15 protein-coding genes and 1 pseudogene are annotated in these 16,316 nt (G+C 68.4%); 7 read left to right on the plus strand and 9 right to left on the minus strand.

All coding sequences use genetic code 11. From position 1 onward, the window contains the following. Positions 1-171: 171 nt before the first annotated feature. Positions 172-1,643, minus strand: a protein-coding gene (locus ACQEXA_RS03225; protein WP_433128521.1) for an IS3 family transposase whose coding sequence is annotated in 2 segments (ribosomal slippage) — positions 172-1,304 and positions 1,304-1,643 — 1,473 coding nt in all. Because the reading frame shifts where the segments join, the coding sequence is not laid out codon by codon here. Between the two features lie 604 nt (positions 1,644-2,247). On the opposite strand from ACQEXA_RS03225, the gene ACQEXA_RS03230 reads away from it, so the two are divergent. Beyond that, positions 2,248-2,499 (plus strand): hypothetical protein, encoded by a 252-nt coding sequence (locus ACQEXA_RS03230; protein WP_433128523.1) that lies wholly within the window; start codon positions 2,248-2,250, stop codon positions 2,497-2,499. 3 nt (positions 2,500-2,502) lie between these two features. After that, a complete protein-coding gene (locus tag ACQEXA_RS03235; RefSeq protein ID WP_433128525.1) occupies positions 2,503-2,880 on the plus strand; it encodes a toxin Doc in 378 nt (125 codons plus the stop codon). A gap of 97 nt (positions 2,881-2,977) precedes the next feature. Here ACQEXA_RS03235 and phoU read toward each other — a convergent pair whose 3' ends face one another. The 3 genes from phoU to ACQEXA_RS03250 form a co-directional block, all read right to left on the minus strand. After that, positions 2,978-3,664, minus strand: coding sequence for a phosphate signaling complex protein PhoU (phoU, locus tag ACQEXA_RS03240; RefSeq protein WP_432939927.1), 687 nt, complete (start codon positions 3,662-3,664; stop codon positions 2,978-2,980). 378 nt (positions 3,665-4,042) lie between these two features. Then, the gene (locus ACQEXA_RS03245) at positions 4,043-4,168 is read right to left on the minus strand and encodes a hypothetical protein (RefSeq protein WP_432937323.1); all 126 of its coding nucleotides are present in this window, start codon (positions 4,166-4,168) and stop codon (positions 4,043-4,045) included. A gap of 73 nt (positions 4,169-4,241) precedes the next feature. Continuing rightward, positions 4,242-4,700: a hypothetical protein gene (locus tag ACQEXA_RS03250; protein ID WP_432937320.1), complete on the minus strand. Its 459-nt coding sequence runs from the start codon at positions 4,698-4,700 to the stop codon at positions 4,242-4,244. A 783-nt stretch (positions 4,701-5,483) separates the two neighbouring features. On the opposite strand from ACQEXA_RS03250, the gene ACQEXA_RS03255 reads away from it, so the two are divergent. Then, positions 5,484-5,786 (plus strand): hypothetical protein, encoded by a 303-nt coding sequence (locus ACQEXA_RS03255; protein ID WP_432937318.1) that lies wholly within the window; start codon positions 5,484-5,486, stop codon positions 5,784-5,786. A gap of 141 nt (positions 5,787-5,927) precedes the next feature. On the opposite strand, the gene ACQEXA_RS03260 is transcribed toward ACQEXA_RS03255, so the two are convergent. Further along, on the minus strand, positions 5,928-6,764 hold the full coding sequence (locus tag ACQEXA_RS03260) for an ISAs1 family transposase (RefSeq protein ID WP_433134438.1): 837 nt from the start codon (positions 6,762-6,764) through the stop codon (positions 5,928-5,930). An 80-nt stretch (positions 6,765-6,844) separates the two neighbouring features. Here ACQEXA_RS03260 and ACQEXA_RS03265 point away from each other — a divergent pair, with 80 nt between their 5' ends. The 3 genes from ACQEXA_RS03265 (at position 6,845) to ACQEXA_RS03275 (ending at position 10,057) form a co-directional block, all read left to right on the plus strand. Next, positions 6,845-7,336: a transposase gene (locus ACQEXA_RS03265; protein ID WP_433128527.1), complete on the plus strand. Its 492-nt coding sequence runs from the start codon at positions 6,845-6,847 to the stop codon at positions 7,334-7,336. Positions 7,337-7,561: 225 nt separating this feature from the next. After that, a complete protein-coding gene (locus ACQEXA_RS03270) occupies positions 7,562-8,791 on the plus strand; it encodes an IS110 family transposase (RefSeq protein ID WP_432938746.1) in 1,230 nt (409 codons plus the stop codon). Positions 8,792-8,803: 12 nt separating this feature from the next. Further along, positions 8,804-10,057 (plus strand): transposase, encoded by a 1,254-nt coding sequence (locus ACQEXA_RS03275; RefSeq protein WP_433128529.1) that lies wholly within the window; start codon positions 8,804-8,806, stop codon positions 10,055-10,057. 20 nt (positions 10,058-10,077) lie between these two features. On the opposite strand, the pseudogene ACQEXA_RS03280 reads toward ACQEXA_RS03275, so the two are convergent. Then, a pseudogene (locus ACQEXA_RS03280) lies at positions 10,078-10,575 on the minus strand (transposase family protein); the annotation flags it as partial. Positions 10,576-10,905: 330 nt separating this feature from the next. On the opposite strand from ACQEXA_RS03280, the gene ACQEXA_RS03285 reads away from it, so the two are divergent. After that, a complete protein-coding gene (locus tag ACQEXA_RS03285; protein ID WP_433128531.1) occupies positions 10,906-11,907 on the plus strand; it encodes a hypothetical protein in 1,002 nt (333 codons plus the stop codon). Positions 11,908-12,519: 612 nt separating this feature from the next. Here the strand turns inward: ACQEXA_RS03285 and ACQEXA_RS03290 are convergent. From ACQEXA_RS03290 to ACQEXA_RS03300, 3 genes are all read right to left on the minus strand, one after another. Further along, positions 12,520-13,920, minus strand: coding sequence for an NAD(P)/FAD-dependent oxidoreductase (locus tag ACQEXA_RS03290; protein ID WP_433128533.1), 1,401 nt, complete (start codon positions 13,918-13,920; stop codon positions 12,520-12,522). Positions 13,921-14,132: 212 nt separating this feature from the next. Continuing rightward, positions 14,133-15,581 (minus strand): aldehyde dehydrogenase family protein, encoded by a 1,449-nt coding sequence (locus ACQEXA_RS03295; RefSeq protein WP_433128535.1) that lies wholly within the window; start codon positions 15,579-15,581, stop codon positions 14,133-14,135. A 153-nt stretch (positions 15,582-15,734) separates the two neighbouring features. Then, positions 15,735-16,226 (minus strand): Lrp/AsnC family transcriptional regulator, encoded by a 492-nt coding sequence (locus ACQEXA_RS03300; protein WP_433128537.1) that lies wholly within the window; start codon positions 16,224-16,226, stop codon positions 15,735-15,737. Positions 16,227-16,316 lie beyond the last annotated feature (90 nt).

A 16,316-nucleotide genomic window follows, 5' to 3' on the forward strand; every position in this document is an offset into this window, starting at 1 on the left:
CGGTCCGGCCATGCCCCGCTGCCGTCCTCACGTGTGGCCAAGGATTCATTGGAGAGCGTCGCCCGGTCACTCAACCAAGTCCCCGACCACGACGAGCGCCTGCCACGGCTGCGCCATCTGCTGGCTCACCACCTCGGAACCTGTCAAAGCGATCAAGGCAGGCATGTCGTTCTAATGTTGCGCCGGTATCAGTGGGCCTGCTGGTGTCGGCTTGTTGATCCAGGCCGCTGCGGGGAGCTTTGGAGGCTCGGGGGGTTTGCGGCCGAAGCGTTCGGGGTGCTTCGCGTAGACCGTCTCCAGGACGTCGGCTCGCATCTCACGGAGTTGTCCGGCGAGGCCGAAGTGCACGTCGTCGGGGGTGTGCAGGCCGATCCCGGAGTGCCGGTGCTCCTGGTTGTACCAGGTGAAGAAGCGGGTGCACCACGCGCGGGCGTCCTCGAGGGAGCCGAATCGGTCGGGGAAGTCGTGCCGGTATTTGAGGGTCTTGTACTGGCTCTCGCTGTAGGGGTTGTCGTTGGACGTCTTTGGCCGGGAGTGCGACTTGGTGACGCCGAGACCCGCCATCATCTGGGCAACGTTCTGCGCGACCATCGGGGACCCGCGGTCGGAGTGGATCGTCAACTGACCTGGTCCGATACCGTACTTGGCGATCGTCTCGGACAGGAAACGCTCCGCGAGATCCTTGTTCTCGTGGGCGGCGATCATCCAGCCCACGGTGTAGCGGCTGAAGATGTCGATGATTGTGTAGAGGCAGTAGTAGACGCCCGTCACCGGCCCCTTCAGCTTCGTGATGTCCCACGACCAGACGCGGTTCGGAGCCTCGGCGACCAACTCGGGGACTATCCGGGGCGGGTGGACGGCCTGGCGGCGGCGTTCACGGACCTCGCCGCGCCGGCGCAGGAGCCGGTACATCGTCGATTCCGAACACAGGTAGACGCCACGGTCGAGGAGGACGGCGTAGATCTCGGCGGGGGCCATGTCGGCGAACTCCGGGGAGTGCAGCACGTCGAGGACCCGTATCTCCTCCTCGGGCGAGAGCGCCCGGGGATGCCGCCGCCGTTCGCGCCGCGGCCGCTGGGGCGCGGGGCTCTGGCGGTGGTGGCGGTAGTAAGTGGCCCGGCTCACGCCGAGCGCCGCGCACGCCTGGACCCGTCCGACCAGCAAAGTGAGCTCTTCGAGGGCCTGGTCGCGGGCGGTGTCGAACACCACGGCCGCGACCTGGGCTTCGCTCACTGGTTCTTCTCGCCGTGCCGGGTCGGGGCGCTGTCCGTGGCGAACTGGTCGAGCAGCGCGGAGAGTTTTCCCTGCACCTCGATGACGGTGCGGGCCTTGGCCAGATCGGCCTCCAGCCGGGCCTTCTCCGCCTTGAGCTTCTCGATCTCCTTGTCCCTCGGGTCCGCCTTCGGCCTCCCGGCCGGGGCGGCGAGCGCGTCCAGGGCACCCTTGTCCCGCTGCTGCCGCCACGTCGTGATCAGCGACGAGTACAGGCCTTCTCGCCGCAGCAGAGCACCCTTGCCCTTCTTGTCCAGCGTCTCGTACTCCGCGAGGATCCTCGCCTTGTACTCCGCTGTGTACCGGCGCGGGCCGGCGGAACGGGCTGCTACCTGCGGATCAGGGGTCCCGTGGTCGTTGGTGCTGGCCACCTGGGCACTACTCCTTCTCCGCCCTCGACTCAATGAATCATCCAGTATGCCTGACTCGGTCTACTTTGGCAGAGAGGGCCTGGTCGAGGCGCAGTGCTACAACGCCGCGCTGGACCAGTTCCAGCGGATCGGCCCGTGGTGCGGTGCAGAGCTCGGGACGAAGCATCGCCATCCAGCAGCGGCGTTCGACCTGGCTCGGGCCATGGCCGCAACACGCTCCCGACGTAGCTGATGTGAAGTGAGGGTCGCGGGGGGGGCTGGCACAGAGCTACCGGAAGGGCGGCCGCTCATCGCATGGCGCCGAACTTCTCCTCATGGTTGGGAAGTTGCCCACCGGCCATCCAGGCAGCGAGCAGATCCAGAACGTCCCAGCCTTCCCGGAACCATTGTGGAACCAGCCCGGGGCGGACGTTGGGGGCCTGCCCACGTGATCGCTCCCGCTCGTCGCGTTGGCGCGGAAAGTGTCTGGCGCCGCCTCTCCAGCGCGTTCAAGGGGTCCCCATCTCCTGGACCCGGCTCCGCGACGTACCCCTCAGGTACCCAGGATGGTCACTCTGACCTGCGGTGATTGAATCCCGGGTACCCGAGCGGTAGCCTTACCCGCATGGCAGCACTCAACGTGGAATTCTCCGATGCGGAGCTCGAGGACCTCCGGGCGATCGCAAAGGAGCAGGGCGTGCCGATGAAGACGTTCGTGAGGGCGTCCACCGCCGATGCGATCGCCCACCACCGGGCCCTCAAGGACGGCGCCGAAGTCTTCCAGCGGGTCTTCGCCGACCCCGCGCTGGCCGATGCCATCGCCGCCGCGGGCATCGACGACGGTCCGGATACGGGCATGGCGGGCAGGGCTGTCTGAGCAATGGCACCCGCCATCCACATCGATGTCCGCTGGCTCCTGCAGCAGCATGAAGTGGCCCTCCCCGACCAGCCCCACATCAGCGACTTCTCGGCGCTCGTCGCGGCCGTGGCACGCCACCGTGTCGACCCGCCCCGCCTCGGCGTCGACCCGGACGCGTCCTGGCGCGCGGCCGCGCTGCTGCACACCCTGCTCCTGCTGCGGCCGCTGCCCTCCCTCAACGTCCGCTACGCGTGCGCCGTCACCCTCGCCTACATGCACGCCGGCGGCGAGGGCCTCGACGCCCCCTACGGCGAACTCGTCGAACTGTGCAAGGACCTCATCGCCGGTAAGGACAACGTGTTCGGCGCCGCCAACAGGATCCGCTCCTGGCGCATCTGACCGCTCGACGGACACAGACGACAGGCCACTGCCGAGCCCCCTCATACAGACCGCTCTTGCCTCACAGCGATGAAGGGGCGTGCGCTGCTTGCGCAGGTTATGCGAGGCCGTCCGGGGCCACGATGGGAGGCGGGGTGAGCTCATCCGTGTATTCGCCGGTGACCAGGTAGACCACACGCCTGGCCACTGACACCGCGTGGTCGGCGAAACGTTCGTAGTAGCGGCCCACCAGGGTCACGTCGACTGCCGTCTCGACCCCGTGCGTCCAGCGCTGGTCCAGCAGGTGCTGATAAAGCGTGCGATGCAGCTCATCCATACGGTCGTCGTCGTGCTCCAATTGCAGGGCCTTCTCAACATCCTTGGAGCCGATGACGTCGGCCACCTTGGCCATCAGCCGTTGTGCCAGCTGACCCATTTCGAGAATCGTGCTGTGCAGGTCACCAGGTATCGCGCAATCAGGGGAGCGCCGCCGGGCCAGCTTGGCCACGTGCTGCGCCAGGTCGCCGGCGCGCTCCAGATCCGCGCTCATTCGCAGCGAGGTGACGACGATCCGCAATTCGGTGGCGACCGGCTGCTGTCGCGCCAGCAGAGCGATCGCCTTGTTCTCCAGATCTCGTTGCAGGTCATCAACCCGCTCGTCCGCCGAGATCACGTTCTCTGCCAGTTGCACGTCGGCGTCGAGCAGGGCGCTGGTGGCCCGGCCCATCGCCGAGCCGGCCAGTCGTGTCATCTCCACCAGGCCATCCCCGATGGAGGCCAGCTCCCCGTGATACGTCTCCCGCATCGTGCGCCTCCCCGCCCTCTTCTGACTCCGCTCGCGCCTGTGCTCACCGTCAGACTCGCACACCCGGCGTTCAGGCGGCGTCATCGTCTGTGTCAGCAAGGTGTCAGCCTGGCCACAGCGCGGCCTCTACCACCGTCGATCACGGCCGCCCAAGGAGTGCATGGGACGGAGGAGGAGGGCGACGTCGTCGCTGTGAGAGTCTTGGATCAGAATGCGTCCGTGCCCCATCCGTGTCCGGTCCTGCGGAAAACCACGGTGCCAAGCGGCCACCGCTCAGGGCGACGGCCCCTGCCTGTGGCGCGTGTTCAGGGGCCCGTTCAACTGCTCGGTCGGGATGGGATCTCAGCCCACGGTGACTCGCCCCGCGACGGGCGGTTCTCACGGCATCGCCGGCCAGACTTCGGGCCCTCCGCCGTGCCACTCGATCAGAGGCGAGTCGGCCACATCGACCTCATCCAGGCCCTCCATGCCGACCCGCTCCAAGAACACGCTCAGGTTGTGCACTCCGTACGCCCTCCCGAGCGTCTCGCCATCCACCCGGACATGCCGACCGCCGGTCTCGTCGGGCGGGACACGATCACGCGACGTTCGGCCATGCCATCAGCGTCACTAGTCCCGCGCCGGCGCGCCTGCAGAGATGGCCTTCTGCGGCACGTGGCCCGCCCCGCCCGATGAGGGTGCGGGCGAGGCGGGCCGCCTGAAGGACCCGACAGATGTCGAGTTCAAGCAACGACGCCCACGGTGGCACGCAAGGCGCGCCTGGCAAGGTAGGTGCGGCTACGCCGACCCCGTTTCGGGTGATGTGCTTGTCAGCTGGTCGGGCCAACCGCCAGCCGGACAGCCGACTGTCCTCGCCGACCTCGGCGGTCAGCCGGGCACCCGACAGATCATGCACCCGGACACCGAGGGCATCGGCGATCTCAGAAGCCGGGTAACGCTCCAGGTTGGCGCACTCTCCTGGCGGCGCAACCGCGACCACCTCGATCTGGTCTCCGAACAACAGCAAGAGACGGACGAGTACGCGCTCAGTGGCCATCGCCGCCACTCCTCTCGATAGTTGCAGTGGTGGGCGTCTCCCAGATAACGACGGACCCACCACCGTGGCCCGCGGCCACCTTCTCGATTCCGGGGTTCATCCGCATCACGGTCTTCATCGGAAGGTCGAACGAGGTGAGTGAAGCCGGCGTGCGCTCGGCGGCGTCCCTGAGCACATCGCATTGCCATTACGGTCCAGGCCACTGATCGTGAGGTCCTCAAGAGCCATTGATGGTCGGATCCGGCTGCCGTGGTTGCTGTCCTCCGCAACCGACGACACCGTCCTGCCCGCTGAACTCACCGCATAGCCACAAAAAAGATCACCGAGTGGCCGTCGATACACCACTTCGGGACGTGACCCAGCAGCCCCAGCAATGCCCCGTGGCCCGTAGCGTCCCTTGGAGACCTAGACGCGACCGCTAGGGCCGCAGCTGACTGATCCACATAGAGCTACGGCTCAGAAGGTGCCCGTGCCCCACACCATCCTTGGCCGACACCCCTGCCGGCAGTCTGACGGCAACGGCAACGGACGCCAGGGTACACAGCGGGGCGTCACGGGGCGTCGACGCATCGTTGTCGAGCCGGATCATGACCCTGGCCGCACGATCAACCCGCCCTGTTGATGTGCGCGAGGCGTAGTGCCCGCAGTATGGTGAACAAAGGTGATCTTTGAGGCACTGGGGCGAGTGACATGCCGTCTCCAGCACTCCACTCTCAGCGGCCGTCCAAAGCATTTGGGATGGCGGAACGTGACAATCTGTGCACGTCCGTGGTGCGTCGCTGCATGCTTGATCTGAACGCGTCGGCCGTCGCGGTGTATCTGCGGGTACCTGGGGAGCCCGTGCTCGCGGCTGTGGTGATCGTCGTGTCACCGTTGGGGGGGCTTGCACTCGAGCGTATGTCGCTCAACGATCTGATCTTTCCGTCGGTGCGGGCCTATGTCACGGGTCGGATGTGTACCAGGCTCTCCTACGACATAGGCGAAATGCATCCGAGTCTCGGTGCTTTTGGGGGCCCTCCGCATACCGTGATTGCCGCACCGCTGACGGCCGGGGAGCGGAAGTACGGCAGTTTGACCGTGTTCTGATGCGCACCGTGGACGGTGCTTACGTCCCAGCAGGTGCCGGCATCGGTGTCCCTCTGGGAGTCGAAGCGAACCCGTCATATCAGGCCGGGGTCCACACCCTGGAACCCAGGGCCCCGGCGTTTGCCTCGGATGTCTGGTTGGTCATGTGATGCCGTAGAGGGCGAGGACGCGGTGGCGTTCGGTGTGGGCTCGGCGTCCGGCGGCGGTGTTGACGTACCCGGCGAGTTTGAGTGCACTGCGGATCAGGTCGCGGACGGCGGCGAGCACGGCTGGCGTATTGCGGGTCCTGACCTGGGACTTGTCCTCACCGAAGACGACATCACGCACCCAGTGGACGGTGTTCTCCACGGTCCAGTGCCCGCGAGCCCAGGCGGCGATCTCGGCGGCAGATGCCTGCTCAGCGGGCAGATCGGTGATGGCGTAGACGGTCTCGCTGGACCACTTCTTCGCCCCGTAGAGGCGGCGTCTGCGCTGGATGCGCAGGACTTGACGGGCGTTGGGGAAGAGCAGGCCGTCGACGGTGACGACCTGTACGTGGCGCTGCTCGTGGCGGCCGTGGCCGCGGGTGTCGTCACGGTGGATCACGGGGACCTCTTTCCAGGGCAACCGGTGGAGTTGGCGGGCCTGACCGCGCTGGTTGTTCTTGATCGTGAGGAGGTAATGGGCGCCGCGCTCGTGCAGGTAGGCGGCGTGGGCGTGCTGGGCGTGGAGAGCGTCGGCGGTGATGACCGCGCCGGCGAGGTCCACGTCGTCGATCTGGTCGAGCAGGGGTGCGAACTCGGGGATTTCGTTCGTCTTCGCGCCGATCTCGCGGGAGGCCAGGGTGATGCCGTCGCCGTGGCGGACCGCGGAGAGCACGAAGACCCGGCTGCCGTCAGGGCGCCTGGCACCGCGCAGGCATTTGCCGTCCACCGCGATCGCCCGGCGTCTTTGGCGCCGCGCCGACCCTGTTGCCCATTGGCAGTTGAGAGCTGACAGTGGCTTGGTGGTGCTGGCAGGGTTGGTGGTGCGGCCGGTTCCTTTCTGATCCTCGGTCGTGGGGTGGGATGGGCGTGTCGATGGAGCCGCAGTCGTGGCCGGAGCCGGATCCCGTGGTGGCGCGGGCGGTGCGGGCGAAGAACTACGGGCGGCAGGTGCCGCTGCCGGTGGCGGTGCGCGACCGGCTGGGGGAACTGTTCCCGGACGAGGAGTTCGCGCAGGCTTTCGGCGCGACGGGGCCGGCGGGCTGGTCCCCGGGTCGGCTGGCGTTGGTGACGGTGTTCCAGATGGCGGAGAACCTGACGGACCGCCAGGCTGCGGAGGCGGTGCGTGACCGGCTCTCGTGGGCCTACGCGCTCGGGTTGGAGCTGACCGACACCGGCTTCGACTTCACCGTGCTGTCGCAGTTCCGTACCCGGGTGGTCGAGCACCATCTGGAGGAGAAGGTCCTGGACCTGCTGCTGAAGAGGCTGACGGAGCAGGGTCTGGTCGCAGCCGGGGGCAAACAGCGCACCGACTCCACCTACATCGTCTCCGCGGTGCGGGACCTAATGGGGCTCGTCGGGCGGTAGGAGAGACTACGGTCCGTAGCCGCCAGTAGGTGAGCACTACCGGGACCGGAGCCCTTGGAGCTCTGGGTTCAGACCGTGCCCCTACTGGTCGGCCGGGAGGCCTGACTGCTGATGGGATGGCGTGCCCGCCGGGTGGTTGGGCGTGAGCACTTGATCCATTAGGGCGCGAGCCGTGCCTTCCGTCGGCTGTGCAAGGTCCGTACGAGAGTGAAGGGTTGGGTGCTGGTGCTGTTCATCGGCGATGACTGGGCCGAAGACCACCACGACGTCGAGCTGCAGGATGCGACGGGCCGCAGACTGGCCTCAGCGCGGCTGCCGGAGGGCGTTGCGGGCATCGCGAAGCTGCACGCCCTGGTCGCCCGGCATGGCGGCGATGACCTGGAACCGGGGCAGGTGGTGGTCGGGATCGAGACCGAGCGCGGTCCGTGGGTCCAGGCGCTGATCGCAGCCGGCTACACGGTCTACGCGGTAAACCCCCGCCAGGCGGCCCGGTTCAAGGAGCGGTACGGCACTTCCGGGGCCAAGAGCGACAAGGGCGACGCGCACGCTCTGGCGGACATGGTCCGCATTGACGGCGCCCAGCTGCGGCCAGTGGCTGGGGACAGCGAGCAGGCCCAGGCCGTCCGCGTCGTCGCCCGTGCTCACCAGACCCTGATCTGGGAGCGCACCCGCACCTTCCAGCGGTTGCGAAGCACGCTGCGCGAGTACTTCCCCGGCGCGCTGGCCGCTTACGCGGGGCTGGAGCTGACCAGCACCGACGCGCTGGAGCTACTGATCAAGGCGCCCACCCCGGAGCGGGCGACGAAGCTGACGAAACAGCAGATCACGGCGGTGTTGGCCCGGCAACGCCGACACCACCGGGATCAGAAGGCCGCCGCGATCCGGGCCGCACTGCGCGAGCCCCAGCTCGGCGTCCCGGCACTGGTGGTCTCCGCCTACGCCGCGGCGGCGGTCGCACACGCGAGACTGCTGATCGCCATGAACGAGCAGATAGCGGAGCTGGAAGAGCAGGTGAGTGCGCATTTTCTCGCGCACCCGGACGCTGAGATCTACCTGTCGATGCCCGGCATCGGCGAAGTCACCGGTGCCCGGGTGTTGGCCGAGTTCGGGGACGACCCCACCCGTTACACCAGCGCGAAGGCGCGCAAGAACTACGCCGGGACCAGCCCGATCACCCGCGCCTCCGGCAGGACACACAGCGTCCAGGCCCGCTACGCGCGCAACGACCACCTCGCCGACGCCCTCCACAAGCAAGCGTTCTCCGCCATCAGCGTCTCGCCCGGCGCGCGGCGCTACTACGACAAGCAGCGCGCCCGCGACGCCGGCTACAACCCCGCCCTGCGCCAGCTCGGCAACCGGCTCGTCGGCATCCTCCACGGTTGCCTCAAGACCCGCACCCTCTACGACGAGGCCACCGCGTGGTCACACCACGCAACCCTCACCGCAGCTGCTTGACATCCCTACGCCATGGGATGTCTGAACCGCCTGGAGCTGGCCGGGGAGAGCGTGCGGGCGGCGGTGGAGGCGTTGACAGTGGCCGCGCCGCACTGGGTCGCCGACGTGCTGGACGTGCCCGGCTGGTCGCGCCGCTACGACACCCGCATCGACACCTGGCGCATGCCCTCCTCCGCCACCAAGCGCGACCAGCTCGCGCTGACCTACGCCCGCGACGGCTTCGCCCTGCTCAGCGCCGTCTACGATCCGCGCTCCGAACCCTGGCTGCGCGAGCTGCCCGCGGTGCAGACCCTGCGCACTGTGCTGCTGCAGAACTACACCCGTACCACAGCGCGGGGCGGACGCGAGGTCGTGGCCCGCCGCGCCAGGACCGAGGAGGGCGGTGACGGGCTGCCGCCCGGCCATCTGCGCATCGCTTCCCCCTACGATCTCGACACCCGCTGGTCCGCCAAGCGCGACACCTTCTGGAACGGGTTCAAGCTGCACGTGAGCGAGAGCTGCACGGACGCGCCCGAGAAGGAGCGCACCGCCCCGAACCTGATCACGAACGTGGCCACCACTGCCTCCACCGTCCCCGACACCAAGGCCCTGGACGGCATCCACCAGCAGTTGCAGCGCCGCGGCCTGCTCCCGGGCGAGCACTACCTCGACTCCGGCTACCCCAGCGCCGACCTGATCGTGAAGTCCCGCCAGGCCTACGGCATCGCACTGATCACCCCGGTCCTGCTCGACCAGTCCCGCCAAGCCCGCGAGAACGCGGGCTTCCAGGCCGACGCGTTCACCATCGACTTCAAGTACCAGCAGGTCACCTGTCCCCAGGGCCGGGCCAGCTCCTCCTGGAGCCCGTGCACCCAACACGGCTATCCGATGATCGTGGTCGCTTTCACCAAGCCGACCTGCGGCCCCTGCCCGGTCCGGGAGTTGTGCACCACCAGCCGCCGGGGCTTCCGCCAGCTCACCTTGAACCCGCGCCCGCTGACCGAGGCCCTGCGCACCGCCCGTGCCGAGCAGGCCGACCGGGACTGGCAAGACGCGTACGCCCTACGCGCCGGCGTCGAGGGAACCATCCACCAGGCCCTCACCGTCACCGACAGTCGCCGGGCCCGCTACCGCGGCCTGGCCAAGACCCACCTCGAACACGTCCACAGCGCCGTCGCCCTCAACCTAATGGGGCTCATCCGCCTGAACGCCTGGTGGAACGGCAAGCCACTCGACCGCCGCCACACCAGCCACCTCGCCCGACTCGAACTCAGCCTCGCCGCGTAGCCGAATGGGCAACAGGGTCCCGGATCGGTCTGGGCGGCAGCCTGGTGGGCCCGGCGCTGCTCGCGTTCCGGGCCGCCGTCCGGCATCAGCAGCGCGGGATGCGCGCGCTCGTCGGAGAGCAGGGACGTCAGGTAGGCGAACCCGGCCGCGCTGAGCTCGGCCGGATCAAGGCGCCCCAGCACGCTGCGCAGGGTCTTCTCGCTCGGCACCCGGTAACGGCCCAGGAGCGGGTGGTAGGGCAGGCCGAAGGCGGCCAGTTCCTCGGGTGCCGCACGCCGGCACCACTCCGCTGCCGCAGTGATCGAGTCGTGGCCCGCGGGCGTCATCGCGCAGACCACCAGGGCCAGCAGGGAGGAAAGCCGGTAACGCACACCGCTGGCTCCGCGCGGATCGGTGAGTGACTCGAACTCCGCGACCAGGCTGCGGACTTGATCCCGGGCGGCACCCTCACGCAGATCTGGCAGGCGGGGTGCGGGGCAGACAGGAGCAGGGATGGGGGATGATGGTGGGACGAACACGGCACCTTCGTGGATCTTGAAGCGTAGAGAACTCCATGATCCACAGGGGCCGTGTTCGCCTGCTTCCGGGGCCCGCCGCCGACGTCAACCGACCCAAGGTCGGACGAGCCGGGCAAACGCCGGGGCCCTGTCCCCAGAGTGCTGATGAACGCGAGCGATTCTTCGCGGCAACGCGAGGTGCAACGCATGCAAAAATCAGCACGTCTTCGCAGGTCAGGGCCACAACGCAGACGCTGCGAGCGAGCGCGTTGCACCTTGTGTTGCACTCGGGGCGCCGTCCCCCGTACGGGCGCGGAGTGAGACTGTCAGCGCCCGGGCTACATTCCTTCGGTGGCCTTTACCGACGATATCCTGGCGCTGATCCGTACCGCACTCGACGAGTTCGACGACCGCCCCCTGCAAGTGTCGGTCCGCCGTGCGGTGAGGATCGCCGGTCTGATCGGCGACTCTCGTGCGGCGGTACGCCTGGCGCACGAGTTGATGCCTTCAGGTGGCGATCCCCAAGCGAACGCGTCTTCGTTCAAACAGCTAATGGCCGACTCCTCGACCTGGGGCAACCCTGATGGGCCGGCTGAGGACGCCCTGCGCGAATACTTCCGCGACCGGGCTCGGGCGGACGACCCCAAGAAGCCTCTCGACCCGAACACTTCCCAGATCTACACGCATTCCCTGGACATGATCCAGTTCTGGTCGGAGCGTGCACCGCAGCTCCCAGACTATGGGTCGCCCCAGGAGCTGGATTTCTCACGCAAGCACCGGGAGATCCAGGACCGGACACGCTACCGGACGTTCAGCTACCTATGCGCCTGGGAGCGCCGCTTCGGTTACGCCTCCATCAACGAGTCGATCTTCGGCGATTACAAGACGATAGTCGACAAGCTTCTCGCCGAAGGAGTTCCCACCCTGATCGAGCAGTTCAACGCCGTATACCGACGGCTCAACGAGGCTGCGACCGCTGACCCGGAAAGGCCAGCCAGCGAGGAACTCTCCCAGGCGATCACCACGTGCCGACGCATCCTTGAGGCCGTGGTTGACCACGTGCTTCCCCCTCAAGACCAGCCGAGTGACAGCGGCCACAAGCTGGACCAACCCTCTTACAGAAACCGGCTATTCGAGTTCATCAAGCGCGCTAACGACAGCAAGAGCGTCGGCAAGATGACCGTTGCGCTGAGCAAGGGACTCCACGAGCGATTCGAGAGCGTCGACGAACTCACCAACAAGGGCGTGCACGCCTCCATGGCACTGCGAGCAGGCAACCTCTGCGCTTTGAACACCTACATCCTGTGCGGGGAGATTCTGCTACTCAAGGCCGAGACCGAAAAGGCGAGCTAATGGCAGTAGGACCGTCCTGGCCGCCAGGCTCGGCGAGCTCACTGGCAGGGCGGGGGCTCCGGGTTCGGGCCGGGCCGATCGCCGCGGGTCCAGCGCCGGCACTACAACAAGATCCGCGAGCCGGAAGGCGCCCACCGCCCGGCGGTCGAGGACCAGCAAGCCATGGCCCAGGCCGCCTGCGCCCGCCGGAACGGCGAGAGTCACCGCTCTCGCCGTTCCGGCGGCCACGCCGTCCCGCTGCGCACCAAGTCGCAGCCGGCCCCCGCGCGAGGTGCTGCGTGATCAGGACCGCTCCACCAGCCGCCCACTGCCCGCTACCGTCGAACCTGCGGACCGTCGTCCCGGCGGGGCCGCCACCACCGAGGAGGCCCAGGCCACACCGCCTCGGAGATGATCTCCGCCGGAAACCGGAAGCCCTTGTACGACACTGTCGTCTCGGTCTCCACAACCAGGCCCCTCCCCGACGATCGACAAACCCGACGATCATCCCAGCCCCGAGGCCCACCAATCAACTTGACAGTGCCCCGAGCAGGAGACGACCCACCACGGCAGCCCTTGACCAGTGGATCGTCTGACCGCCCCGCCCAGGGGCATCAGGTTGGCGAGTGAAGATCAGTGGCGTCTGGAGACCAGGTCGGCCACCCGAGCGACGGGGGACGTTGTCGCTCGCCCGTCCCTCTCTTGGCGATCGGCCCAGTGGTACGCGGCGTACATGCCGTGGACGCCGAGCCAGCGCAGGGGCTCCGGCTCCCATCGGCGCACCTTGTGACCCACCCAGGGCAGGACGGTGAGTTCGGTGTCCCGCTCAAGTACCAGGTCCCGCAGGGTGCGCCCTGCCAAGTTGGTGGTGGTGACGCCGCTGCCGACATAACCGCCCGCCCACCCCAGGCCAGAGGCGCGGTCCAGGGCCACCGTGCAGCACCAGTCCCGCGGTACGCCCAGCACGCCCGACCACGCGTGGTCCACGCCGATGCCGCGCGCGGCCGGGAAGAACCGGGTCAGGATTGCGTACAGCTCGTCGACGGTCCGCTGGGCGGTCGAGCCGTCGTTGTCGGTGCGCGAACCGAAGCGGTACGGCACGCCGCGCCCGCCGAGTGCGATCCGGTCGTCGGCGGTCCGCTGTGCGTACATGTACGCGTGCGCGAAGTCGCCCAGCGTCGCGTGGCCTTCCCAGCCCACTGAAGCCCAGAAGGACGCGGGCAGCGGGGCGGTGACGATCATCGAGGAGTTCATGGGCAGCCAGGACCGCTGCTCACCGGGCAGGTTGGCGGTGAATCCTTCGGTGCACCGCAGTACCTGGTGCGCGGTGACCGTGCCGTGCGCGGTGACGGCGCGCGCACGCCCGGTTCCGGCAGCGGGAAGGATCTCGGTGACCGGCGTCTGCTCGTAGATCTGTACACCCATCCGGGCAACGACCTCCGCCAGCCCCAGCACGAGCTTGGCGGGTTGGATCCGGGCTCCGTGCGGTGTCCAGCTGGCGCCGAGTGTGCCGTCCACGGCCCGCTGTGCGGCGGCTTGTTCTGCGTCCAGGCGTACCACTTCGGTCAGGCCGTAGGAGTGTTCCGCGGCGACGAAGGCGTCCAGCCGCTTCAACTGAGCGGGTGTGCGGGCCACCTCCAACACTCCGCCCTTGACCACGTCTGCGTCGATCCCCTCGGTGTCGCAGACCTGGATCACCTCGTCGACGGCCTCGTTCATCGCCCGTTGCATGGCCTGGGCGGCCGGCTTGCCGTATTTCCTGGCGAAGGCCCCCCGCCCGGCGAAGCCGTTGTAGAGCCATCCGCCGTTGCGCCCGGACGCGCCGTAGCCGCAGAAACGCTGCTCCAGCACAGCCACGCGGAGCGAGGGCTCGGCGGCCTTGAGGTAGTAGGCGGCCCACAGGCCGGTGTATCCGCCGCCGACGATGGCGACGTCCACATCGAGCGGTCCGTCGAGGGCGGGGCGCGGGGCGGGTGTCCCCAGTGCGGAGTACCAGAAGGAGACACCGCCGTTGGCGGTGGCGGACGTGCCCACAACAGACCTGCTTTCGTGCGGTTGGAGAAGTACGGGGTGCGGGCACGTCGTCCCGCGGCGGTGAGGTGCGGGAACGGACAAAGTGGCCCAGTGCGTTAGAACAGCTGTGCAAACCGGCACGCGCTGGCCTGATCTGCGGTGACCCGGGACGCGGTCCGGCCTCCGCGCGGACGGCAGGGGATGGCAGTCCGCGCCTGGGACGGTAGTTCGGTCTACTGGTAGGGGTACCACCAGGGCTTGCGCTCGGCGGAGATGCTCCAGTGCACGTGCTTGGTCTCCCGGAACGACTCCAGGCCCTCCGGTCCGAGCTCGCGCGAGTTGCCGGAGGCTTTCATGCCGCCGAACGGGCCGGCGTCGTTGTCGGTCAGCGGGTCGTTGATCCAGACGGTGCCGGCCTTGAGCTCGTCCAGACACCGGTACGCGTAGTCGGCGCGGTTGGTGTAGACGTTGGCACCCAGACCGTAAGGCAGCGCGTTGGCCCGAGCGATGGCCTCGTCGAGCGAGGAGACCCGGGCGATCGGAGCGACCGGGCCGAACGTCTCGTCCCGCATGAGCGGCATGTCGTCGGTGACGTCGACGACCACCGACGGGGAGAGGTACCAGCCCCGGTCGAAACCGCCGTGGTCGCCGCCGACGAGGATGCGGGCCCCCGCTCCGCGGGCCGAGGCGAGTTGCCGTTCCACGGCGGCCCGCTGGACCTCAGCGATCACGGGGCCCATGTCCGTTCCCGGCGCGAGCGGGCTACCCAGCCGGACCGCGGCCGCCTCGGCGACCATGCGGTCCACGAACTCGTCGTAGACGGCGTCCGCGACGTAGAACCGTTCGGCGGAGGTGCAGACCTGGCCGGCGTTGAGATACGCGGCCCAGGCGGCTCCGGCCGCGGCCACCGAGAGGTCGGCGTCCTCGCACACGATGAAGGCGTCCTTGCCGCCCAGCTCCAGGTGGGTGCGCTTGACTTGGCGCGCGCAGAGTTCGCCGATGCGCAGCCCGGCAGCGGTGGAGCCGGTGAAGGCGACGAGGTCGGTACCGGGGTGGACGACCAGCGCCTCGCCGACTGCGGCCCCGCCCGCGATCAGGTTGACGACGCCGGGCGGAAGTTGGGTGAAGGCTTCGGCGAGCATCAGTGTCGATAGTGGCGTGTAGGGGGAGGGCTTGGCCACGACCGTGTTCCCCGCCGCGAGTGCGGGCGCGAGCTTCCAGGCGAGCAGCAGCAGTGGGTAGTTCCAGGGCACGATCGCGGCGACGACCCCGAGCGGTTCCTTGATGACGAGGGCCAACTGCCGGTCCTCCACCGGCGGCAGTACGCGCCCGCGCTCATGTCGGCCGAGTTCGGCGTAGTAGTCGAAACACGCCGCCGCCCAGCCGACCTCGTCGGTGTTCTCCACCAAGGGCTTGCCGCCCTCGACGGACATCTGCCAGGCCAGCTTGTCGGCGTGCTCGCGCAGCCAGTTCGCGATGCCGTGGAGAAGGTCTGCCCGTTCCGCGGCCGGCGTGCGCCGCCATCGGTCCGTAGCGTCGCGAGCGGCGCGGACCGCGCCGTCGACCTGTTCCAGGCTCGCGGAACCCACGCTGGCCACGGTCTCCTCGGTCGCCGGGTTGATCACGAGGTCCGAGGTTCCGGCTCCCGACACCGGCCGGCCGGCAATCCACAATGTCGTCATGTCGCTCCTGGTTCGATGTTGGGGCCGGGAACATGGGCACAGCAGCGGAGCGCGCCATGGGCCCCGCGAGTCTCCGGCATACGGCGTCGGAGCCCCTCGCGCCCGTCCGACTGGGCGATGAACGTGCCGGCCGACTGCGGCACTACGACCCGCTCAGGCCTCCGAGGCAGGTGCCGGCTCGACCTCGCCCGCGCCCCAGCCGTAGGCCAGCTTGTGCATCTCGAGGATGAAGAAGGACTCCGTGGACAGCACTCCGTCCACCTGCTGCACCCGGGTGGTGACCACTTCGGTGAAGTGCGCGGTGTCCCGGCAGATCACCTCGGCCATCACGTCGAAGCGGCCCGCCGTGAGGATCACGTAGGAGGTCTCCGGCAGCTCGCTCAGGGCCCGGCAGACGTTCTGCGCCTCCCCGGCGCGCACCTTGATGCCGATCATGACGAAGTGGTCGAACCCGATGGTGAGCGGGTCGGCGATGCCGACGATCTGCAGGATGCCGCTCTCCTCCAGCCGCTGGACGCGGAAGCGCACCGAGGACGCCGGGAGGTTCAACGCCTCTGCCATCTGGCTGTAGGGGCGTCTGCCGTCCGCCTGCAGGATGGCGATGATCCGCCGGTCGAGCTCGTCCAGCTGGTGGGCGGTGGCCATGGTCGCTCTCCGGTTCTCTCGCCCGTCACCGCGCTGCGGTCGGCGCGGCGGTGTTCGCATCCGGGGGCTTGGTTCGCCCGGCCGCCGCTG

Source organism: Streptomyces sp. CA-106110, from assembly GCF_050936285.1.
In the GTDB taxonomy this organism is placed as follows: Bacteria; Actinomycetota; Actinomycetes; order Streptomycetales; family Streptomycetaceae; genus Streptomyces.